This window comes from Roseateles sp. (genome assembly GCF_039595295.1).
Classification (GTDB): domain Bacteria; phylum Pseudomonadota; class Gammaproteobacteria; order Burkholderiales; family Burkholderiaceae_C; genus Roseateles.
Genome location: NZ_JBCNLU010000041.1, coordinates 18,340 through 39,516, shown reverse-complemented (window position 1 = coordinate 39,516; position 21,177 = coordinate 18,340). Strand labels below are relative to the sequence as shown.

Below are 21,177 nucleotides of genomic sequence, written 5' to 3'. Positions count from 1 at the left end.
CGACGGCGCTCGGGCGCTGGTCGCCGCTGAGCATGGTGATCGCCAGACCGCGATCGCGCAGCGCGCGCAGCACCTCGGCGGCCTCGGGACGCGGTGTGTCCGACAGCGCCAGCAGCGCCAGCGTCCGGCCGCCGCGCATCAGCCACACCAGCGTGTGCCCCTGAGCCTGCAGCGCGCGGGCCGCCTCGCGGGCCGCATCGTCGACGGCGCCGTGCTGCTCGGCCAGACGCTCATTGCCCAGCGCATAGCCCTCGCCATCCAGCCGCGCCGTCAGGCCCAGACCCGGCAGGTTCTGCAGTTGCTCGACCGGCTCCAGCATCGAGCCCACCCGCTCCGCATGCGCCTTGACGATGGCCTGCGCCAGCGGATGCGCGCTGCCGGCGTCCAGACGCGCGGCCAGATGCAAGGCTTGGTCGACGCTGATCGCCGGGTCGAGCGAACGCACCTCGGCCAACTGCGGGCGGCCCTCGGTCAGCGTGCCGGTCTTGTCGAAGGCCAGGGTCTTGAGCTGCCGGGCGCGCTCCAGATAGAGGCCGCCCTTGATCAGGATGCCGCGGCGCGCGGCGGAGGCCAGTCCGCTGACCACGGTCACCGGCGTCGAGATCACCAGCGCGCAGGGGCAGGCGATGACCAGCAGCACCAGGCCCTTGTAGATCCAGTCGCCCCAACTGCCCAGGCCCAGCAGCGGCGGCAGGACGGCCAATGCGACGGCCACCAGCACCACCGCCGGCGTGTACACGCGGGCGAAGCGGTCGATGAAGGCTTGCGTCGGCGCGCGCTGCGATTGCGCCTGCTGCACCGCGGAGGCCATGCGGTCAAGCAACGTGTGCCCCTTGGCGGCGGTGATCTCCATCTCCACCAGACCGTCGCCGTTGATGCTGCCCGCGAGCAGCGCATCGCCGGGCGCCTTGTCCACGGGCATGGCCTCGCCCGTCAGCGCGGCCTCGTTGAAGCTGGAACGACCGGTGAGCACGCGGCCGTCCAGCGGCACGCGCTCGCCCGGCGGCACGCGCACGCGGGCGCCGATGGCCACCTGCGCGGCGGGCACCGTGGTCCAGCGGCCGTCGACGCCCTGGACCGATGCGGTCTCCGGCGCGAGCTGCGTCAGCGCGCGGATCGCGTCGCGGGCGCGGGCCAGGCTGAGGCTCTCCATCATTTCGGACAGGCCGAACAGCCACACCACCATCGCCGCCTCGGGCCACTGGCCCAGCACGATGGCGCCGATGACCGCCAGGCTCATCAGCAGATGGATGTTGAGGGTCACGCTCTTGAGCGCGATCCATCCCTTGCGCAGCGTGGGCAGGCCGCCCAGCAACATGGCGGCGACGGCCAGGGCGATCACCAGCGGGCCGGATTCGTCAAAACCGGAGAAGGCCAGCGTCTCGGCGGCGATCGCGGCGACGCCCGCCAGCGCCATGCGCCAGCGCAGGCCGGTCGAGATCGCGGGCGGGGCCTCGGGCGGCGGCGCTTCGGCGGCGACGGGCTCGGCGCTCATGCCCACGGCCTTGATCGCGGCGCGCAAGGGAGCGTCGTCGGTCAGGCGGTGATGGACGTCCAGCAGGCGGTTGATGAGGTCGAACTCCAGCGCGACCACGCCGGCCTGGCCTTGCAGCTGGCGGCGCAGCAGACCTTCCTCGGTCGGGCAGTCCATGCCGGCGATGAAGTAGCGCTGGCGGGTGCTGCCGGCCAAGGCCTTCGCATCGAGCTTGGCGGCCGGGGCGGACGGCGCGGCGCACGACGCGCCATGGGCATGTCCGTGGTCGTCATGCGCATGACCGTGCGAGTGGTCATGCGAATGGTCGTGGTCGCGGCCGTGGTCGTGCGCATCCCGATGCGCGGCCTGCGGCGCGGCGACGGGCATGGGCGCGCCGCAGCAGCCGCCGCAGGACGCCCCGGCATCAGCCGTCGGCGAGAGCGTGGCGGGGCGGTGATCGTGTTCCTGATGTGCCATGAGGGTGGATTGGAATGTCTGTAGCCGCTCCAAGGTCAAGCGGTCTATCCTCCACCCCATGCGCATCGGTGAATTGAGCAAGGCCACGGGCGTGGACATCGAGACCATCCGCTTCTACGAGAAGAGCGGTCTCCTGCCCCCACCCGCCCGCAGCGACAACGGCTACCGGGACTACGCCCACGAGCATCTGGAGCGGCTGGCCTTCATCCGCCATTGCCGCGCGCTGGACATGTCGCTGGCCGACGTGACGCTGCTGCTGGACAGCCTGGCCAGCCGCGACCCCGCGACGCTGGTCCAGGTCGACAAGCTGGTCGACGCGCAGCTGGGCAAGGTCCGGGCGCGGCTCAAGAGCATGCGGGCGCTGGAGGCGCAGCTCGTCGCGCTGCAGGCCCGCTGCGATGCCGATCACGACCATCACGCCTGCGGGATCCTGGAGGAGCTGGTCTCCGCCGCCCACGGCGAGGCCTGCGCCTGCCACCCCGAGGGCGATCATGGCCCGGGCCGTGCGCACGGCTCTCCGAACCCCGTCGTCCCGGCCCGAGACCCGACATCCCCGCCCGCCATGGCCCCGAAACGAGGTACATCGGCCGCTGCGGCCTGTCCCGCGCCTGTCTCGTCCAAGGCCGCGCGACCCCGATGAACAGGGCCGTCGCCCGTCGGAGCCGGTCGCCATCCGTGACGCAGTGGACAGGTCGCCATGCGCCCAGGCTGATGAGCACCGTGTTGAGGCGCTCTGCACTTCAGACCTGACCCCGCCCTGCCGATGTAGAGTCCGGCCGCCCGCGTTACAACTCAAGACAAAAGCGCGCGGCTGATTCGCTCCACCCTGCGTCCGCCATGCGCGTCTGCTCACTGTCATCGGTCAAGAACCGCATCGTCCTCGGCCAGCCGCTGAATTTCAGCGTGCGGGATTCCGATCGGACGCTGCTGCTCGCGCGCGGACAAGTGATCGCCGACGCGACCCAGCTCGACGCCCTGATGCGCCGCGGCGCGCTGGTGGAGGTCCATGAGCTGACCGAGTCCATGCGCCCCGGCAACCGCGTCGCCAGTGTCGCGACCCGCCGTGAGCGCCTGAGCGCCGAATGGGACCGCGGCCTCCAGGACGTGCGCAACGCGCTGTCCGCGACGCCAGACCGCCTGGCCGAGGCGCTCAACGGCACGACCGAGCTGTTGCTGTCGCTGATCGACTGCTCGCCGGAGATGGCGCTCGCGCAGGTGGTCCGCCAGCCGGAGACCGCCAGCGGCCATTACGGCGTCAACCATTCGCTGCATGCGGCCACGGCCTGCCATGCGGCCGCGCGCTACTTGGGCTGGGACCCCGACGACCAGCGCCGCGCCTTCCAGGCGGCGCTGACGATGAACCTGGGCATGCTGGACCTGCAGGCCCGGCTGTCCAGCCAGGTGTCGCCGCTGACCGCGATGCAGCGCGAGGCCATCCAGGCCCATCCCATCCGCAGCGTCGAGATGCTGGACGCCGCCGGCATCACCGATCGCGACTGGCTCGAGGCCGTGCTGCAGCACCACGAGGTGCCCGACGGCTCCGGCTATCCGCACGGCATCAACGATGTCGGCGAGCTGGCGGAGATGCTGCGCTATGCCGACATCTACACCGCCCGCCTGAGCAGCCGCGCCAACCGCCCCGCGATGAGCGCCGCGCAGGCGGGCCGCGAGCTCCACCAGATGGCCGCGCAGAGCCCGCTGGCGGCGGCGCTGATCAAGGCTTTCGGCATCTTCCCGCCAGGCAGCGTCGTGCGCCTGGCCAGCGGCGAGGTCGGGCTGGTCGTGCGCAACGGCGACAAGGCGCACCGGCCCATGGTCGCCGCCTTGACCAACGCCAACGGCGAGCCGCGCCACACGCCGGTGGTGCGCGACAGCAACCGCGACGATCTGGCCGTGGTGGCCCTGCTGCCCGCGCACGCGTCGCCGATCCGGCTCTCCGACGAGCGCATCGCCGCCTTGATCACCGGGGCCTGATCCCCGCCGCTTGGTCCACGGTTCCCGAAGGCAGGGTACCGATCGCCAGGCGCTGTCCCGCCGGGGCTCGGTTCGCCGACGGGCGCCTTGTCCGGCTGATCAGCCTTTGCAGTCTGCAAGCATCCATGCGTCAAACTGGGCGGGATCGGCCCCTGTTTGTGTCGGCCGATGGCCGTGACAAGCCGCGAATACTGCGACCCTTTCCAACACGAGGGGTGCATGTGGCGTGGGATCTGGAACTCCGTTCGGAGAGCTGGCGGGCGATGGTCTCGCCGGGGCGCGGCGGCCGGCTGCGGTGGTGGGGCGAATCGGGCGCGGCAGGCCGCGAACCCTGGATTCGGCCCATGCTGCTGGAGCGCGGACGGATGGTCGGCGGCTGCATGGCGCGCATCGACGTGCCCCGCGACGTCGACCCCGAGTTGCTGCCGCAGGTCCCCGATCCGGCCATGCTTGACGAGCCCTGGCAGCTGGCGCAGCGCGCGATGGACACGGTCACGATGATGCAGCACCACCGCGGCCCGTCGCCCGGCACCTGGGGCTACCAGGCCAGCCAGACCTTGCGGCTGATGCAGAACCGCATCGAGTGGACGCTCTCGCTGCGCAACCTGGGCCGCCATCCGATGCCGGTGCGGCTGGGCTGGCGCTTGCAGTTCGGCGAGGACTTCGCCCAGGAGCTGCGGCTGGACGATGGCGACAAGCTGCCGCAGCCCGCGCGTGGTCATGTCGAGGACATCGAGCCCTGGCGCGGCATCTCCACGCTTGCGGGCCCGGGCGGCCGCTTCGTGCTGCTGCGCAGCTGGGCCCCGGTGACCTCCCTGCGCTTCGAGCGCCATCCGACGCGGTCCTCCTTCCACATCGATCTGATGACGCCCGATGGCGACGCGCTCGCGCCCTTGCCGCGCGGCGAGGAGCTCACGCTGCGACTGACGATGGATCTGATGCGTGGGCGCAAGCCGCCGGCGAACGGGCGCAAGGAGCCGCCGACACCGCCGTGACGGAGACCGGGCAGAGAGGGGCGGACCCTATACTGCCGCGCGCCGCGCTTGTGCCGCGGCCCGCCACCCCCGATGCCTTTCTCCGCCGCCCTCCGGCCCTATCTGCGCGACGCCTTGCGCGACGACCTGATCGCCGCCATCGTGGTCAGCGTGCTGCTGATCCCGCAAAGCCTGGCCTACGCGATGCTCGCCGGCCTTCCGCCTCAGGTGGGCCTCTACGCCAGCCTGCTGCCCCCGCTGCTCTACGCGGCGCTGGGCTCCAGCCCCTTCCTGAACATCGGGCCGGTCGCGGTGCTGGCGCTGATGATTCTTCAGACCCTGCAGCTCGCTCCCGCGGGCGTCAGCCCGAGCGAGGCCTCGCTGGTGCTGGCCGCTGAAGTGGGCCTGCTGCTGGGCGCCGCGGCGCTGCTGCGGCTGCATGCGTTGGCCGCGCTGCTGTCGGTGCCGGTGCTGCACGGCTTCGAGTCGGGCGCGACCATCGCGATCGCGGCCTCGCAGTTCCCCGTGCTGATCGGCTCCGCCGCGGGCGGGGCCACGCTGCCGGAGCTCTGGCGCTCGATGCAGTCGCATCACTTCGACTGGCGCGGCGTGGCGGTGCTCTTCGGCGCGGTGTCGCTGCTCGGGCTGATCGCGGTGCGGCGCCTGCCCAAGAGCCTGTGGTCGCGCATCGCGCCGCTGGGCGTGCTGATGGGCGCGATCGCGGCGGCCTGGTTCTGGGATCCGCAAGGCTTGCCGCGTGTGGGCGAGCTCCCGCCGCTGGCGCTGGCCTTCACGCTGCCGCGACTTGATCCGGAGTTGTGGCTCGCGATGCTGCCCGGCGCGGCGCTGATCGCGCTGCTGGGCTATGTGTCCAGCCTGGCGGTGGCGGAGTCGCTGGCGCGGCGCGTCGGCCAGCGCGTGGATTCGCGGCGCGAGCTGATGGGACTGGCCGGCGCCAACATCGCCGCAGCGCTCTCGGGCGGCATGCCGGCGGCGGCGAGCTTCTCGCGCAGCGTGCTGATGAGCGACGCGGGCAGCCGCACGCGCATGACGGGCGTCTTCGTCGCAGGGCTGATGGGCGTGGCGCTGCTGACGCTGCCGGGCATCCTGGCCTGGTGTCCGAAGCCGGTGCTGGCCGCCAGCATCATGGTGGCGGTGCTGTCGGGCCTGAAGTTCGAGCCCTATCGGGAGTCCTGGCGCTATGACCGCGGCGAGGCGCTGCTGATGGTGGCGGTGACGCTGCTGGTGATCTTCGTCAGCATCACCGCGGCGCTGGGCCTGGGCGTGGCGGGCGCGATCGCGCTGCTGCTGCAGCGCAGCGCGCGGCCGCATGTGGCGCTGATCGGCCGCATCCCCGGCACCGAGCATTACCGCAACGTCGAGCGCCATCAGGTGGAGCTCGACCCGAGCGTGCTGGGGCTGCGTATCGACGAGAGCCTGTTGTTCCTGAACGGTCGCAGCCTGGCGGACGTGGTGCAGGCGCATCTGGACACGCACCCGTCGACGCGTCGGGTGCTGCTGCAGATGTCGCCGGTGAACAGCATCGACTTCAGCGGGCTGAGCGCGCTCAAGGAGCTGCATGAGACGCTGCAGCGGCAAGGACGGCGCTTGGACCTCAGCGAGGTCAAGGGACCGGTGCTGGATCGGCTCAAGGCGGGCGGCTGGGAGGACTGGTTCCGCGGACGGGTGTTCCTGTCGCATCACATCGGGATGCGGGAGCACGGGTGAAGACCTGAAGACCCTCTCCCCAGCCCTCTCCCGCAAGCGGGCGAGGGGGTCATGCGTGCCGTCTCGCTGAAGCGGGCGAGGGTGCGTCGAGGCGAGGGGCTCGCTGTCGCATGTGTGGGACATCTTGATCAGGTTTGATCGATGTCGTGGTCACCCCCTAGCTTCTGGACGTGCGCTCAACAGAATCGCGCGCATGCCATCGAGCTTCACCGCATACATCGACGAATCCGGCGACGAGGGGTTCCTCTTCAAAGAGGACGGTCGAGGTAGTTCACGCTGGTTCGTCCTGTCCGCCGTCGTCTTCCGCAGCTGCAATGAGCGGCAAGGGGTAGACGCGCTGATCCGTGTTCGCGAGAAGCTCGGGCGTAGCCGCACGCAGCCCTTCCATCTCTGCAAGATGGACCACCTCCCGCGGCTCGTCTTGTTTCATGAGCTGGCCAGCCTGAACTTTCGAACGGTGACGGTGTTGAGCTACAAGCCTGACATCCGGGATGTCGAGGCCTATCAGGCCAACAAGTTCCTGCTGTACCGATATCTCACCCGATTGCTCGTGGAGCGCGTCTCCTGGCTCTGCCGAGATCACGTGCGCGAGGGGGAAGGGGATGGAACGGTCGACCTCATCTTCTCGGACCGGGCCGCCATGTCGTATGCCGACATACGTGACTACATGCGCCTGCTTCAACGGCAGACCGACACGCGCGGCGACTGCCATATCCATTGGCCGGCCATCAACATCGACCGACTTCGCGCTGTCCAGCACAGCCAACTTGCGGGGCTGCAGATCGCAGATGCGGTGGCAAGCAGCACCTTCTACGCGGTCAATCCCAATCGCTATGGAATCACCGATCCGAGCTACCTGAACCTCCTGCGTCGCCAGGTCTATCGCCGCGACCGGCTCTGGCTGGGATACGGCATGAAGTTCCTCTCGAACTTCGAATCGCTGAAAAGCAGAATGCCGCACCTAGGTGCGGCATTCGAGGGTTGGTGACAGCCCCCAGCTTCGAGGATCCCACCCGTTCGGGCTGCCTCCTTGCGGAGACCTCTACAAGCGCTGCGCTTGACTGTCGGCCGTCAGTGTAAGCCCATCAATGGGGCCGCCGAAAGGGCCGATTTGGCGACAAGTCAGGATCGAACTCCAGACAGCCTCAATGCACGTCATTCAAATGCCCGTGCTTGCGCAGATCCGGGATGAGGAAGCAGACCAGGAAGGCGAAGAAGCACATCACCGAGACGTAGACGTAGAACACGCTCTCGATGCCCGCCCCCTTGAGGCTGAGCGCGACGAACTCCGCCGAGCCACCGAAGATCGCATTGCCGATCGCATAGGACAGGCCCACGCCCAGCGCGCGGATCTCGGGCGGGAACATCTCCGCCTTGATCAGCCCGCCGATGGACGTGTACAGCGACACGATCGCCATCGCCAGAATGATCAGACCGAAGGCCGCGTACGGGCTGTGCGTCTGCTTGAGCGCCGACAGGATGGGCCATGTGCACAGCGCGCCCAGCACGCCGAACCACAGCATCGAGGTCTTGCGTCCGATCCGGTCCGACAAGGCGCCGAACAACGGCTGCATGCACATGTAGACGAACAGCGCCGCCGTCATCACCGTGCTCGCGACCTTCTTGTCCATGCCCACGCTCAGCACCAGATACTTCTGCATGTAGGTCGTGTACGTGTAGAAGGCCAGCGAGCCACCCGCGGTGAAGCCCAGCACGATCAGGAAGGCGCGCGAATGCTTGGAGAACAGCTCCCGCATCGAACCCGATTCCTTGCGCTCCAGCTGCTCGGCCTTGGCGGTCTCGGCCAGCGAGCGACGCAGGTAGAAGGCGATCACCGCCGTCGCCGCACCGGCCACGAACGGAATGCGCCAGCCCCAGTCATGCATCTGCTGGTCGCTCAAGGTCTGCTCCAGGATCGCCACCACCAGCACCGCCAGCAGCTGACCGCCGATCAGCGTCACATACTGGAACGAGGCATAGAAGCCGCGCTGGCCGCGCAGCGCGACCTCGCTCATGTAGGTGGCGCTGGTGCCGTACTCGCCGCCGACCGACAGGCCCTGGAACAGACGCGCCAGCAGCAGCAAGGTCGGGGCCATCACGCCGATGGACTCGTAGGTCGGCATGCAGGCGATGGCCAGCGAGCCGCCGCACATCATGAGCACCGAGATCATCATCGCGGTCTTGCGCCCCTGCTTGTCGGCGATGCGGCCGAACAGCCAGCCGCCGATGGGGCGCATCAGGAAGCCCGCGGCGAAGACACCGGCGGTGTTGATCAGTTGCACCGTCGGATCGCCCTTGGGAAAGAAGGCGTGCGCGAAGTAGATCGCGGTGAAGGCGTAGACGTAGAAGTCGAACCACTCGACCAGGTTGCCGGAAGAGGCGCCGACGATGGCGAAGATGCGATCGCGCTTTTCATGCGCGCTGTAATGGCCGGGCGTTCCCGAAGGAGTTCCGGCCGCCAGGGAGGAGGTCTTGGCGTTCATGGGCGCCAGCCTACTCCTGCCTCGTAAAAGCCGCAGGCGCCGTTCGGACAAACCGAGCGACACGCGCACCGCGCGACGGGCTATGCCATCTCGGCCATCGCCAATCGCACGCCGAAGGCGAGGAACAGCGCGCCGATCCCACGATTGAGCCAGCGGCCCAGCGTGCGCACGCCCGCCCGACCGCGCACTCGCGCACCGGCCGCGGCGCTGGACCAGGCCAGCAGATGGCACCACAGCATGCCGTTCACGTTGAACACGGCGCCCAGGAAGAGGAAGGCCAGCGCCTTGCTGGGCGCGTCCGCCGAAATGAACTGCGGGACGAAAGCCAGGAAGAACAGCCCGACCTTGGGATTCAGCACATTGGTCAGGAAGCCCTGCGCGAAGATGCGCCGCAGCGGTTGCGCCTGCGGCGCAGGCGGGGCGGTGTCGGCGCCGTCCGAGGGCTCGGGCCGGCTCCGCTTGAACAGCAGTCCGACGCCCAGATAGACCAGGTAGGCCGCGCCCAGCAGCTTCACCACGGTGAAGGCCGCCGCGGAGGCCGCCAGCAGCGCCGACAGCCCCAGCGCCGCCGCCATCACATGCACGCAGGTCCCGGCGCCGATGCCCAGCGCCGCGGCCGATCCGGCGCGGAAGCCCTGCGTCGCGCCGCGCGCCATGATCAGGAGCGAATCCGGCCCCGGCGTCATGTTGAGCAGCAGTCCGGATGCGATGAACAGGCCGAGATCGTGTGTGCCGAGCATGCGAGCTTCCCCCGAAAGGCCGCCATCATGCCGCACCGCGATGGGACATCGCGGACGCCATGCGCCCGGACTTCAGGGACGCGGGCCGATTGTTCCGATCTTTTCAACGGTCCGTTGCATCCAGATGGGTTTAAGGGTGAACCCTTATCCCTTATCGTTCACCCCATCGACACACCGAATCCGCTACCGGCCTCGCCAAGCAAACCCATCCGATAACCCGGACGGGCCCGTGACGAAACCCAGGGATCCGACGCGCCGAATCCACCCCGCGCCCATCGCCGAAAGCCCTGAGGCCGAACCTGAAAGGAATCATCATGACCCGCAACATCATCGCTTCCGCCCTGTTCGCTTCCGCCGCCCTGCTGGCCGGCAATGTCGCGATGGCCAATGACAACCCGCATGAACAGCTGGTGGTGTCGCCCAGCCAAGTCAGCCGCGCCGAAGTGCTGGCCGACCTGCAGATCTATCGCGAATCCGGTCTGGCCGGCGTCGAATTGTCGGAAACCTACGGCTACGACAACGCCCGCCGCGACGCCGCCAAGGCCAAGTACGCCCAGCTGCGCAACTCCCCGTACTACGCCAGCCTGGTCAAGAAGTACCAGGACAACACGCCGGCCACGGCCGTCGCCGGCCGCTGAGCCCGGATGGTCTCGATCTCTCTCTCCTGTGATCCCTCCTGCTGATTTCTCCTGTTGATTTCTCCTCCTGAAGACGCCTGAAGAACTCGAACAACAGATGACGATTTGAAGGTCAGGGGCTTCGGCCCTGGTCGGCGGCAGCACTCCGCACTCCTCCTCCTGGCTGCCGCCGACCGCCTCTCAACCCCTCGGACGATTCCCCCGTCGCCGAGGGGTTTTCTTTTGAGGCGGAATCCTCCGAGCCGCGATCGGAAAACTCCGACTCGATATTCCCAGCCTTCGCACAAAACCCTCCTCATGACGAGGCGGAGGGTATTTATCCCCGAATCCCACCGCACATCGCCCGGGTGAGCCGGGAATCTCCGAGAATCGCCCCGCGCGGCCCGCCCCAGCAGTCCTCCCCCCGAGGTCGCGCGACTCGACCGAGGGCATCGGATGGACCGGATCGTGCAAATGCGGGCGTTTGCCCGGGTGGTGGAAACGGGCAGCTTCACGAAGGCGGCCGACTCGATGGACCTGCCCAAGGCCAGCCTGACGCGGCTGGTCCAGGCGCTGGAAGCCCGGCTGCGGGTGCAGCTGCTGACCCGGACCACCCGCAAGGTGACCGTGACGCAGGACGGTGCCGTCTATTACGAGCGCACGATGGCGCTGCTCAACGAACTCGAGGCCATCGACCAGGGCATGCTCCACGACCACAGCAAGCCACGCGGCCGGCTGCGGGTGGACGTCACGACGTTGACCGGCTCGCGCGTGCTGATCCCGGCGCTGGGAGACTTCCACGCACGCTACCCGGACATCGAGATCGCGCTGGGCGTCAGCGACCGCTCCATCGATCTGCTGGTCGATAACGTGGACTTCGTGCTGCGCGTCGGGCCGGTGCAGGACGCGGGACTGGTGGCGCGCAAGGTCGGCCAGATCCGCTTCGTGACCTGCGCCGCGCCGTCCTACCTCGCCGCGCACGGAACGCCGCAGGCGCCGCAGGAACTCGACGTGGAGCCGCATCGGGCGGTGGGCTACTTCTCCTCGCGCACCGGCAGACCCTTCCCCTTCGTCTTCCATCGCGGCGGCGAGCGCGTCGAGATCCAGGGCCGCCGGCGCCTGGACGTCAACGACAGCAACGCCTACGTGGCGGCGGGTCTCGCGGGACTGGGCGTCGTGCAACTGGCGCAGTACGCGGTGCAGGAGCAGGTGGAGCGCGGCGAGCTGGTGCCGCTGTTCCCGGACTGGCACCACAACGCGGTGCCGGTGTTCCTGGTCTATTCGCCCAACCGCTACGTCTCAGCCCGGATGCGCGTGTTCATCGACTGGATCGTGGAAACGCTCGCCAAGAAGGGGCTGGGGCCGACGTGATGAGGTTCGCGGGCGGCCCGGCTCAGCGCCGCATCCACCACACCACGAGCAGCACCATCAGCAGCACCCACAGCACGACGATGAAGGCGCCGACCTTGAGGTTGCGCGGCAGCCGACCGCGCTGCTCGGCGGCGCGCAGACGGGCTCGGGCGAGCACCGGCGGCGGCATCAACTTGAGCGCCAGCCAAAAGCCCAGCGGCACCAGGATGATGTCGTCGAGCAGGCCCAGCACCGGGATGAAGTCCGGGATCAGGTCGATGGGGCTGAGCGCGTAGGCCGCGACCGCGATCGCGACGAAGCGCGCCAGCCAGGGCGCCTCGGGATCGCGCGCCGCGAAGTACACGGTGAGCAGTTCGCCCTTGAGCAGGGCGGCCCAGCGCTTGAGGGAGCCTCGTGATCCGCGTTTCATCCGCGCATCATGCCTGCGCGCGCATGACCGCTCTCAATCGGCCCAGACGATTTTCCGGCGCTGCGCGACCCAGTTTTCCAGACGCGGGCCGTAGATCTCGTCGACCCGGTTGCGGCGCACCTTGAAGGTCGGCGTGATCAGGCCGTTGTCCACGGTCCACGGCGTCGCGGTCAGCGCCAGGCAGTCCAGGCGCTCGTGCGGATCGAGCTTCTCGTTGACCGCCTCCAGATGCGCGGCCAGCTCCTTCTCCAGCGCCGCGCGGTCGCGGGCGGCGGCCTCAGGCGAGAGCATCGCGATGCCCACGGGCTGCGCCAGGTTGGCGCCCGTCACGACGCAGGCCTCGATCGCCGGATTCATCGACAGGCGGTCCTCGATCGGCGCCGGCGCGACGTACTTGCCCTTGCTGGTCTTGAACAGATCCTTGACCCGTCCGGTGATGCGCGCGCAGCCGGCCAGCGCGCCCTTGTCGGCGATCTCGGCCTTGTCGCCGGTATGCAGCCAGCCGTCGGCGGTCAGCGTCTCGGCGGTCAGCTCGGGCTGCTTGAAGTAGCCCAGCATCAGGGCGGGGCTCTTCATCTGGAGTTCGCCGGTGATCGGGTCCAGGCGCACCTGCACGCCGTCGTAGGCCGGGCCGACGCTGCCGGTCTGGTCCTTGCCGGGGACGGTGATGTGCGACAGCGCGAGGTTCTCGGTCATGCCGTAGCCCTCGTTGATCGGCAGGCCCAGCGTGCGGAACCACTTCAGCAGCGCGACCGGCATCGGCGCGGCGCCGCCGGCGGCGAAGTGGCACTGGTCCAGGCCCAGCGCCTTGAGGATCTTGCGCCGCACCAGGCCGCCGATGATCGGCAGGCCCAGCAGGAAATCCAGCTTGCGCTGCGGCAGCTTGGCCTGCACGCCCTGCTGGAACTTGGTCCACAGCCGCGGGACCGAGAAGAACACCGTCGGCCGTGCGCGCTGCAGGTCGGCGGCGAAGGTGTCGATGCTCTCGGCGAAATAGACCTGCATGCCGGTGCGCAGCCAGCCGTGCTCGACCAGCGCCCGTTCGACCACGTGGGCCAGCGGCAGGTAGGACAGCATGCGGTCCTGCTCGCCCAGCGGAATGCGGTTCAGGCCGGAGCTGATGGCCCAGGCGAAGCTGCCGAAGCTGTGCATCACGCCCTTGGGCGCGCCGGTGGTGCCGGAGGTGTAGATGATGGTGGCCAGCTCGTCGGCGCCGCGCACGGGGCGGCCGGTCAGCGGCGGCGTTTCCGCGCAGATGGCGTCCCAGTGGTCGTACTGATCCTGCGCGTCCTCGGGCGAGACCGGGTAGGAGATGCAGGGCAGGCCCGCCGGCACGCCGGGCTTCATGCCCTCCCAGCCGTCGAGCTTGCCGACGAACAGCAGCCGGGCCTCGCTGTGCGTGAGGATTTGATGGATGGTGTCGGGCGCGAGCGTCGGATACAGCGGCACGCTGACGTAGCCGGCCATCCAGATGGCCAGGTCGCTGAACAGCCACCACGCGCAGTTCTTGGACAGGATGGCGATGCGGGCGCCGGGTTCCCAGCCCTGCTCCAGGCCCAGCGTCTTGAGATGCGCGGCCATGCGGCGGGACTGCTCGGCGACCTCGGCCCAGGTGAAGTCGCGCACCTGGCCGGCGCCCACGGGCTGGCGCAGGGTCACGCGCTTGGGCGCGTCCTCCTCCCATCGGTACAGGCACTGCAGCGCCAGGGAATCGGCCGATTGGCGCGGGACGGACATCGAGGTCTCCTTGTTCTTGGTGAGCGGATCGGCGCCCGGTCCGCACCTGCGGTGCCGGGACGCGATAAGCCCTGGAGACTACGCTGGCGCGCGAACCGGCACGAGCGGGTTTCTTCGATGATCGTGATCGACTTGGCAAGCCGCCGAGGGCTTGCCGATCGATACAAGCGGGGGCGGTTCAGCCCGTCGGAGCGGCCCCGCTCAACCCTTCTGGGCGGCGGCTTCGAGCTCGGCCGCGACCAGCGCCTCAAGCGCCGGCAGCAGCACCTCGTCGCCGACCTCGCGCGCGACCGGCGCCTCGGTCAGCGCCCCGGCGCCTTCGCGCTTCAGGCGCGCGACCCACTGGCCCGCTTCCTTGCCCTGCTGCAGACCCGAGCTCTGCAGCAGCAGCGTGCCGTCGGCGGCCAGCAGCTTGAAGTAGAAGCGGCCGTCGGACTCGCGGTACTGCTTGAACGCGGGCACGGTGGACTTGGCCTTGGCCGCCGTCGCGACCGGCGCGGCCAGCGGCTGGAAGCGGCGCAGGCCGACGGCCTCACGCGCGCGCGCCAGCAGCGGACCCGCGATCGCGCGCGCCTTGGCGGCGCCTTCCATCAGGATCTCCTCGATCTTCTCGGGGTTGGCCATCAGCGCGTCGTAGCGGGCGCGCATCGGACCGATCTCGGCGTCGATCAGCGCGTAAAGCTGGTCCTTGGCCTCTCCCCAGGACAGGCCGCCGCGCAGCGCCTCGCGGAAGGCCTGGCGCTGGGCCGGCGTGGCGAAGGCATCGTAGATCTGGACCAGGTGCGAACCCTCGGGCTCCTTGGGCTCGCCCGGCAGGCGCGAGTCGGTGACGATCTTGGAGATCGCCTCGCGCAGCGCCTTGGCGCCGCCCTCGAAGAGCGGGATCACGTTGTCGTAGCTCTTGGACATCTTGCGACCGTCCAGGCCGGGCAGCAGCTCCATCTCCTCGTCGATGCTGGCCTCGGGCAGCACGAAGAGCTCTTCCTTGAAGGTGTGGTTGAAGCGCTGCGCCACGTCCCGCGCCATCTCGATGTGCTGCGCCTGGTCCTTGCCCACCGGCACGCGGTGCGCGTTGAACATCAGGATGTCCGCCGCCATCAGGATGGGATAGCTGTACAGGCCCATGGTGATGCCGGCGTCCGGGTCCTCGCCGGCCGCGACGTTGGCGTCGACCGAGGCCTTGTAGGCATGCGCGCGGTTCATCTGTCCCTTGGAGGTGACGCAGGTCAGCAGCCAGGTCAGCTCGGGGATCTCGGGGATGTCGCTCTGGCGGTAGAACGTGACGCGGCTCGTGTCCAGGCCGGCGGCCAGCCAAGTGGCGGCGATCTGCAGGCGCGAGGCCTCGATGCGAGCCGGCTCGTCGCACTTGATCAGCGCGTGATAGTCGGCCATGAAGAAGAAGCTCTCGGCGCCCGCCTCGCGGCTGGCCGCGATGGCGCGGCGCACCGCGCCGACATAGTTGCCGAGGTGCAGGGTGCCGGTGGTGGTAATGCCGGTCAGGACACGCAGGGTCATGGGGAGAGCTCATCAGCGTTTCGCAAAGGGGCGATTCTCCCGCAAAGGCGGGCCTCCTGTCGGAGGGAGGGGCGCCGGAGCGCGCGGGATCAGCCGCGCGTGGCCATCGCCTCGCCGAGGCGGACCGCGCCGCCGGGCTGCCAGCGCGGGTTGAAGTTCAGCGGGCCTTGCGGGAACAACATCACCACGGTCGAGCCGAGCAGGAAGCGCCCCATCTCGGCGCCCTGCGCGTAGCTGAAGTGCTCGTTCTCGTAATGCCAGGCGCGCACGCGGCCCGGACGCGGCGGATTGACGACGCCATGCCACACCGTCGCCATCGAGCCGACGATGGTCGCGCCCACGAGCACCAGGATCCACGGACCGTGCTCGCCCTCGAAAACGCAGACCACGCGCTCATTGCGCGCGAACAGGCCGGGCACGCCGCGGGCCGTGGTCGGGTTCACCGAGAACAGATCGCCCGGCACATGAATCATGCGCAGCAGCTTGCCGGCGCAGGGCATGTGGATGCGGTGGTAATCGCGCGGGCTGAGATACAGCGTGGCGAAGTGACCGTCGCGGAACTGCGCGGCCAGTTGCTGATCGCCGCCCAGCAGCGCGGTGGTCGAGTACTGGTGGCCCTTGGCCTGGAAGATCTGGTCCGCGCGGATCGGGCCGAACTGGCTGATGGCGCCGTCGACCGGGCAGATCAGCGGCGCGTCGGCGATCGGGCGGGCATCGGGCTTGAGCGCGCGGGTGAAGAAATCGTTGAAGGTGGCGAAGGCGGCAGGATCGGACTCGACGGCCTCGGCCATGTTCACGCCGTAGCGATCAATGAAGCGCTTGATCGTCCAGGTGGTGAAGCCGCCCAGCTCCGCGCCCGCGAGCTTGCCGGCCAGGCGCGTCATCGCCAGCTTGGGCATCAGGTATTGGGGCAGGACGGCGAGACGGTCAGACACGATGGGGGATGGCGGGGGCGAAAAGGTGGCGGATTCTAGGCGGGCAAGTTCGATACCCACACCCGGGTTGCCCCCGGAGGGGCGAGCGACGCGCCCGGCTCCTCATTACCATGTCGGCCGATGACTTCCCTTGGCCGACCACACGACGCTCCCGCTCAGGCCGCCGATCCGGCGACCGTGCATGAGCACAGCTCCTTCTACAAGTTCGTCGCGCTGGACGAGACGCAGGCGCTCGCGCAGCGGCTGCGCGATGTGTACGAGGCGCTGGGGCGCGCGGTGGGCGGCAACATCCTGCTGGCGCCGGAGGGTGTGACCGGCGCGATCGGCGGTCCGGTGGACGCGCTGGCGGCCTTCGAAGAAGCGCTGCGGGCGGTGCCGCCCTTCGCCGATCTGCATTTCAAGCGCAGCTTCTGCGACACGCGGCCCTTCACGCTGCTCAAGGTGCATGAGAAGCCGGAGCTGGTCGCTTTCGGCTTGTCCGGTGTGACCGGTCTGGCGGACACGCGTGACACCCATGTCTCCCCCCGGGAATGGCGCGAGCTGATCAAGCGCGAGGACGTCGTCGTGGTCGACAACCGCAATCACTTCGAGTTCAAGCTGGGCCACTTCGAGGGCGCGGTCGATCCGGACGTGCGGCACTTCCGCGACTTCCCGGCCTACATCGAGGCCCATGCCGAGCAGTGGCAGCGCGAGGGCAAGACCGTGGCGATGTATTGCACCGGGGGCATCCGCTGCGAAAAGATGTCAGGCTGGATGACCGAGCGCGGGCTGAAAGTGCGGCAATTGGACGGGGGCATCCTCAACTACTTCGAGCAGATGCCCGATGCCGACGCGGACTGGCGCGGCGAGTGCTTCGTCTTCGACAAGCGCATCGCCATCGACACGCGCCGCCGCGAGACCGCCACCACCGCCGAGCAGGTCTACGGCGACGATCCCGCCGAGGCCTGGCGGCTGGCGCGGGCCAAGCGGCTGGATCCCAAGGGGTGAGCGCTCAGCCGGTGAGGTCTTCGCGCAGCCGCAGCCGGCGCGGATTGCCCAGGTCGATGACGGCGGTGTGGGCGGCCTTGTCATGCAGCCCTTGGCGATTGCCGTCCCACAGGATCTGCAGGAAGCCCATGCCACCGGTGGCCATGCCGGCCGCATAGCCGCCGTAGCGGCGCACGCACAGCATCGGCTTCATCGGCTTGCCGGTGAGCTCGACGATCTTCAGGCCCATCAGCTTCTTGCCCGGCGTCTGGCCCGGCCACACCAGCGGCCACAGCACGAACCAGGAGAAGGCCCAGGCCAGGTTCAGGCCGACCAGCTCCCACCAGTGCTTCAGCCGCTCGATGGGCGTGCGGCGGGCTTCCTCGCGCAGCTCCTTGACCTGGCGCTCCAGCTGCTTGTTGCGCAGCTTCTGCGTCATGAGCCGGCCCTCGGCGTCTTCGGCGCGGGCATGGGCCTCGGCGATCGCGGCGCTGGCCGCGACATCGGGCGTGATGGAGGAGGACGGCGTCGCGGCGACGCCGATCTCGCCCTTCGCGGTGCGGATCGCGTGCTTGACGATGTCGGCGACCTGGGCGTCGTCGATGTCGTCCCTGCTTCTGAGCACTTCCTTGGTTTCCCGAGCTTCCTTGGCTTCCTTGGAGGAGGCCGCGCCGCTGGCCGTGTCGCCCGGCTCGGCGGTCTCCCAGCGGTCCTTGCCGATCCGCGTGTCCTTGGCATCCTTGAGCAGGTCCCCGGCGCTGGTGAAGACGCCGAAGCCGACCAGGCACAGCGCCGGCAGCCAGCCGAGGCGGCCGCCGCTCAGGGCGATGACCTCGCCGCGCGACGCGCGCTGCAGCTTGTACCAGCGCCATGCGACCCACCAGCAGCCGCCCAGCAGCAGCGTGTTGCCGAAGTGCGAGAGCGCCAGCAACAGGACCAGGTCGATGCCCATCGCCTTGGCCCGCCGGAACGGCGACGCGAGCGGCAGCCCGAGCAGCGCGGGCGCGACGTTGAGGTCCTCCGGCGTGATCCAGTCGCGCGGGTCGCCGTGGAGATCGCCCTCGGCGGGCTTGCGGCCGGCCTTGCCGAGCAGCCGGGACGCGGTTGCGGTGGCGACCTTGGCGGCGGCACTGGCGGGGCTGGCGGCACTGGCGACGCTGATGGCCGCGGACGCGGAAGTCGCCGCGGCGGGCAGGGCACCTGCAGGGTCGGCGGCGGGGGCCGCCGCCGGCGGGTTCGGGGTCGTCGACGGATCGGCGGGAACAGTCATGGCCGCGCATTGTGGCGAGGCCGAGCGCGATTGGCGCCCATGACTTCCCTAGAGGGCCAAGCACCCGGAGCTTTCCTTCCGCGCCCGGAGCACACTCTCGCTGGCCCGGCCCGGTTCATGGTTGCAAGATGCAATCTCATGACCCGCCTGACCACCGCCCTCGCGCCCTGCGCCGATAATCCGGCCGCCATCCTCGACTTCCCACCCGTTCGCCCCAGGCGACACGCCATGTCCAATCTCATCGTCCACGGCGGCTCGCCCCTGAAGGGCCGCATCGTCCCCTCGGCCAACAAGAACGCCGTCCTGCCCATCCTCTGCGCGACGCTGCTCACCCGTGAGCCCGTGCGGCTCAACGGCGTCCCCGAGATCACCGACGTCAAGAAGATCCTCGAGGTCTTCCGCAACCTGGGCAGCTCGGTCTCGGTCGACTTCAAGACCGGCGTGCTGGACCTGCATCACCGCGACACGCACTTCGACCCGGCAAAGGACCACCTGCCGGAAGAGATGCGCTCGTCCATCATGCTGGTGCCCGGCCTGATGGCGCGCTTCGGCGCGGCCCGCATCGAGGACGACGTCAAGGGCTGCACCCTCGGCGCCCGCGAGATCGATCCCCACGTCGAGGTCTTCGAGCGCTTCGGCGCCCAGGTCGACCGCGCCACCGACGGCCTGCTGCTGCAGGTCCAGGGCAAGCTGCGCCACAACGACCACTGGACCGATTACGCCTCCGTCACCACGACCGAGAACTTCGTCCTGTGCGCCGCCCTCGCCGACGGCACCTCCACGCTGATGAACGCGGCCAGCGAGCCCCACGTCCAGGAGTTCTGCCAGTTCATGGCCATGCTGGGCGCCAAGCTCGAAGGCCTGGGCACCTCGCGCCTGACCATCCACGGCGTCGAGCAGCTGGGCGGCGGCGAATTCACCTTCGCCGAGGACTTCCACGAGATCGTGACCTTCCTGGCCCTGGGCGCCATCACCGGCGGCGACGTGCGGGTCAAGAATTCGCATCCGGAGCAGTTCCCGCTGATCGACCGCACCTTCGCCAAATTCGGTGTTCAGATCATTCACGAGGACGGCTGGTCGCGCTCGGTCGTGGACGGCAAGCTTAAGGTCAAGGAGCCCTTCACCCGCAATATCCTGCAGAAGGTCGAAGCGGCGCCTTGGCCCTATCTGCCCGTGGACCTGCTGCCCATCTTCGTCGCGCTCGGCGTCAAGGCCGAGGGCAGCGTGATGTTCTGGAACAAGGTCTATGACGGCGCCATGGGCTGGACCACCGAGCTGTCCAAGTTCGGCGCCCACGCCTTCCTGTCCGACCCGCACCGCATGGTCACTTTCGGCGGCAAGACGCTGAGCCCCGCCGAGGTCGAGAGCCCCTACATCATTCGCGTCGCGATCGCGCTGCTGATGGTGGCGGCCAGCATTCCGGGCAAGTCCCTGATCCGCAACGCGACGCCGGTGCGCCGTGCCCATCCGCAGTTCGCCGAGAACATCACCCGCCTCGGCGCCAAGGTGGAATGGGTCGAGGGCGACTGAGCCCGCCCGCCCGCATGACCCGCGCGCTGCTCGCGATCGGGTCCTGCCTCGCGACGGCCATCGCGGGCGCCCAAGCGGCGCCCGCTTCGCCGTTGGCGCGTCCCATCGAATCGACCGCCGCCAAGCCCGTGCTGCGCTGGCTGGTGCAGGACATCCCGCCCCACTTCAGCTACCGCGACGGCAAGCCGCCGCAGCGCGGCGAGGACCTGGGGCAGGGCGAGGTCGACGGCTTCCTGCGCGTGCTGGTCGAGCGCATGCCCCAGTACCGCCACGAGTTCGTCGAGCTCAGCCTGCCGCGCTTCGAGGCGCAGGCCCGCCAGGGCGAGACGCTGTGCTCGCTGCTGCATGTGCGCACGCCCGAGCGGCTCCAGTGGCTGTACTTCACGCCGCTGCATCCGCCGCTGCTGACGCGCCAGGTGCACGTCATCCTGCGGCGCGAGGACCTGGCCCGCTTCGAGGCCAACGGCCAGCCCTTGCAGCTCGCCGATCTGCTGCGCCGCAAGGACCTCATCGGCCTGGTGCCGCGCGACCGCAGCTTCGGGCCGCGCATCGACAAGCTGCTCACCGCCGATCCCGATCAGGCGCCGCGCTCGGTCGTGGCGGGGCGCAGCGCCAATCTGCTGGGCATGCTCAAGGCGCGCCGCATGGACTGGACGCTGGACTATCCGGCCACCGTCGAGCAGTACAGCCAGCAGCATCCGGGCTCGCCCGATCTGACGCGGCTGCCGCTGGCCGAAGGCCGCAGCACCATGGTCGCGACCGGCAGCTGCAGCCGCACCGTCGCCGGCCGCCGCGCGATCGAGGCCATCGATCAGGCGGTGCGGCAACTTGCCGCCGAGCCGCCCGCCCAGCGCGACGCGCTGATCAAGAGCTGGCGCGGCCCCGCCGGCGTCGAGCCCGAGGACCTCAAAGCCATCCATCGCTACTTCGACGAGCGCGCCCGCGGGCCGGCGCAGATCGAGTGAGCGCAGGTCCGC

At 69.2% G+C, this 21,177-nt stretch carries 18 protein-coding genes; 10 read left to right on the top strand and 8 right to left on the bottom strand.

What is annotated here, in order from left to right:
* A partial coding sequence (locus ABDW59_RS21120) for a cation-translocating P-type ATPase (RefSeq protein WP_343632814.1) occupies positions 1–1,951 on the bottom strand: 1,951 nt, incomplete at its 3' end.
* 58 nt (positions 1,952–2,009) lie between these two features.
* Between ABDW59_RS21120 and ABDW59_RS21115 the strand changes: the two genes are divergently transcribed.
* The 5 genes from ABDW59_RS21115 to ABDW59_RS21095 all read left to right on the top strand — a co-directional run bounded on the left by ABDW59_RS21115 (position 2,010) and on the right by ABDW59_RS21095 (position 7,615).
* The gene (locus tag ABDW59_RS21115) at positions 2,010–2,591 is read left to right on the top strand and encodes a Cd(II)/Pb(II)-responsive transcriptional regulator (RefSeq protein WP_343632812.1); all 582 of its coding nucleotides are present in this window, start codon (positions 2,010–2,012) and stop codon (positions 2,589–2,591) included.
* Between the two features lie 197 nt (positions 2,592–2,788).
* Entirely contained in the window at positions 2,789–3,925 is a 1,137-nt protein-coding gene (locus ABDW59_RS21110; protein WP_343632810.1) for an HD domain-containing phosphohydrolase, read from the top strand.
* 344 nt (positions 3,926–4,269) lie between these two features.
* Complete coding sequence (locus ABDW59_RS21105) at positions 4,270–4,920, top strand: hypothetical protein (protein WP_343632808.1); 651 nt, start codon at positions 4,270–4,272, stop codon at positions 4,918–4,920.
* 72 nt (positions 4,921–4,992) lie between these two features.
* A complete protein-coding gene (locus ABDW59_RS21100; RefSeq protein WP_343632806.1) occupies positions 4,993–6,627 on the top strand; it encodes a SulP family inorganic anion transporter in 1,635 nt (544 codons plus the stop codon).
* 193 nt (positions 6,628–6,820) lie between these two features.
* The gene (locus tag ABDW59_RS21095) at positions 6,821–7,615 is read left to right on the top strand and encodes a DUF3800 domain-containing protein (protein WP_343632804.1); all 795 of its coding nucleotides are present in this window, start codon (positions 6,821–6,823) and stop codon (positions 7,613–7,615) included.
* Positions 7,616–7,772: 157 nt separating this feature from the next.
* Here ABDW59_RS21095 and ABDW59_RS21090 read toward each other — a convergent pair whose 3' ends face one another.
* Complete coding sequence (locus tag ABDW59_RS21090; RefSeq protein ID WP_067065924.1) at positions 7,773–9,110, bottom strand: MFS family transporter; 1,338 nt, start codon at positions 9,108–9,110, stop codon at positions 7,773–7,775.
* Between the two features lie 80 nt (positions 9,111–9,190).
* Complete coding sequence (locus ABDW59_RS21085) at positions 9,191–9,850, bottom strand: LysE family translocator (protein WP_343632801.1); 660 nt, start codon at positions 9,848–9,850, stop codon at positions 9,191–9,193.
* Between the two features lie 314 nt (positions 9,851–10,164).
* On the opposite strand from ABDW59_RS21085, the gene ABDW59_RS21080 reads away from it, so the two are divergent.
* Positions 10,165–10,488: a hypothetical protein gene (locus ABDW59_RS21080; RefSeq protein ID WP_343632799.1), complete on the top strand. Its 324-nt coding sequence runs from the start codon at positions 10,165–10,167 to the stop codon at positions 10,486–10,488.
* Between the two features lie 453 nt (positions 10,489–10,941).
* The gene (locus tag ABDW59_RS21075) at positions 10,942–11,838 is read left to right on the top strand and encodes a LysR family transcriptional regulator (protein ID WP_343632797.1); all 897 of its coding nucleotides are present in this window, start codon (positions 10,942–10,944) and stop codon (positions 11,836–11,838) included.
* Between the two features lie 22 nt (positions 11,839–11,860).
* On the opposite strand, the gene ABDW59_RS21070 is transcribed toward ABDW59_RS21075, so the two are convergent.
* The 4 genes from ABDW59_RS21070 to asd all read right to left on the bottom strand — a co-directional run bounded on the left by ABDW59_RS21070 (position 11,861) and on the right by asd (position 16,434).
* Positions 11,861–12,247, bottom strand: coding sequence for a YkvA family protein (locus ABDW59_RS21070; RefSeq protein WP_343632795.1), 387 nt, complete (start codon positions 12,245–12,247; stop codon positions 11,861–11,863).
* Between the two features lie 33 nt (positions 12,248–12,280).
* A complete protein-coding gene (locus ABDW59_RS21065; protein WP_343632793.1) occupies positions 12,281–13,984 on the bottom strand; it encodes an AMP-binding protein in 1,704 nt (567 codons plus the stop codon).
* 201 nt (positions 13,985–14,185) lie between these two features.
* Positions 14,186–15,499: a tryptophan--tRNA ligase gene (locus ABDW59_RS21060; RefSeq protein ID WP_343632791.1), complete on the bottom strand. Its 1,314-nt coding sequence runs from the start codon at positions 15,497–15,499 to the stop codon at positions 14,186–14,188.
* 89 nt (positions 15,500–15,588) lie between these two features.
* Positions 15,589–16,434: an archaetidylserine decarboxylase gene (asd, locus tag ABDW59_RS21055; RefSeq protein ID WP_343632789.1), complete on the bottom strand. Its 846-nt coding sequence runs from the start codon at positions 16,432–16,434 to the stop codon at positions 15,589–15,591.
* Between the two features lie 120 nt (positions 16,435–16,554).
* Between asd and ABDW59_RS21050 the strand changes: the two genes are divergently transcribed.
* A complete protein-coding gene (locus tag ABDW59_RS21050; protein ID WP_343632787.1) occupies positions 16,555–17,421 on the top strand; it encodes a rhodanese-like domain-containing protein in 867 nt (288 codons plus the stop codon).
* 4 nt (positions 17,422–17,425) lie between these two features.
* On the opposite strand, the gene ABDW59_RS21045 is transcribed toward ABDW59_RS21050, so the two are convergent.
* A complete protein-coding gene (locus ABDW59_RS21045) occupies positions 17,426–18,670 on the bottom strand; it encodes an RDD family protein (RefSeq protein WP_343632785.1) in 1,245 nt (414 codons plus the stop codon).
* 228 nt (positions 18,671–18,898) lie between these two features.
* Here ABDW59_RS21045 and ABDW59_RS21040 point away from each other — a divergent pair, with 228 nt between their 5' ends.
* Positions 18,899–20,200, top strand: a complete 1,302-nt coding sequence (locus tag ABDW59_RS21040; protein ID WP_343632783.1) for a UDP-N-acetylglucosamine 1-carboxyvinyltransferase — start codon at positions 18,899–18,901, stop codon at positions 20,198–20,200.
* Positions 20,201–20,214: 14 nt separating this feature from the next.
* The gene (locus ABDW59_RS21035) at positions 20,215–21,165 is read left to right on the top strand and encodes a TIGR02285 family protein (protein ID WP_343632781.1); all 951 of its coding nucleotides are present in this window, start codon (positions 20,215–20,217) and stop codon (positions 21,163–21,165) included.
* Positions 21,166–21,177: the final 12 nt, after the last annotated feature.

Bases quoted from the DNA above. Each gene is read 5' to 3' on its own strand.
- ABDW59_RS21115 (WP_343632812.1), top strand. From the start codon at position 2,010: ATGCGCATCGGTGAATTGAGCAAGGCCACGGGCGTGGACATCGAGACC.
- ABDW59_RS21110 (WP_343632810.1), top strand. From the start codon at position 2,789: ATGCGCGTCTGCTCACTGTCATCGGTCAAGAACCGCATCGTCCTCGGC.
- ABDW59_RS21105 (WP_343632808.1), top strand. From the start codon at position 4,270: ATGCTGCTGGAGCGCGGACGGATGGTCGGCGGCTGCATGGCGCGCATC.
- ABDW59_RS21100 (WP_343632806.1), top strand. From the start codon at position 4,993: ATGCCTTTCTCCGCCGCCCTCCGGCCCTATCTGCGCGACGCCTTGCGC.
- ABDW59_RS21095 (WP_343632804.1), top strand. From the start codon at position 6,821: ATGCCATCGAGCTTCACCGCATACATCGACGAATCCGGCGACGAGGGG.
- ABDW59_RS21090 (WP_067065924.1), bottom strand. From the start codon at position 9,110: ATGAACGCCAAGACCTCCTCCCTGGCGGCCGGAACTCCTTCGGGAACG.
- ABDW59_RS21085 (WP_343632801.1), bottom strand. From the start codon at position 9,850: ATGCTCGGCACACACGATCTCGGCCTGTTCATCGCATCCGGACTGCTG.
- ABDW59_RS21080 (WP_343632799.1), top strand. From the start codon at position 10,165: ATGACCCGCAACATCATCGCTTCCGCCCTGTTCGCTTCCGCCGCCCTG.
- ABDW59_RS21075 (WP_343632797.1), top strand. From the start codon at position 10,942: ATGCGGGCGTTTGCCCGGGTGGTGGAAACGGGCAGCTTCACGAAGGCG.
- ABDW59_RS21070 (WP_343632795.1), bottom strand. From the start codon at position 12,247: ATGAAACGCGGATCACGAGGCTCCCTCAAGCGCTGGGCCGCCCTGCTC.
- ABDW59_RS21065 (WP_343632793.1), bottom strand. From the start codon at position 13,984: ATGTCCGTCCCGCGCCAATCGGCCGATTCCCTGGCGCTGCAGTGCCTG.
- ABDW59_RS21060 (WP_343632791.1), bottom strand. From the start codon at position 15,499: ATGACCCTGCGTGTCCTGACCGGCATTACCACCACCGGCACCCTGCAC.
- ABDW59_RS21050 (WP_343632787.1), top strand. From the start codon at position 16,555: ATGACTTCCCTTGGCCGACCACACGACGCTCCCGCTCAGGCCGCCGAT.
- ABDW59_RS21045 (WP_343632785.1), bottom strand. From the start codon at position 18,670: ATGACTGTTCCCGCCGATCCGTCGACGACCCCGAACCCGCCGGCGGCG.
- ABDW59_RS21040 (WP_343632783.1), top strand. From the start codon at position 18,899: ATGTCCAATCTCATCGTCCACGGCGGCTCGCCCCTGAAGGGCCGCATC.
- ABDW59_RS21035 (WP_343632781.1), top strand. From the start codon at position 20,215: ATGACCCGCGCGCTGCTCGCGATCGGGTCCTGCCTCGCGACGGCCATC.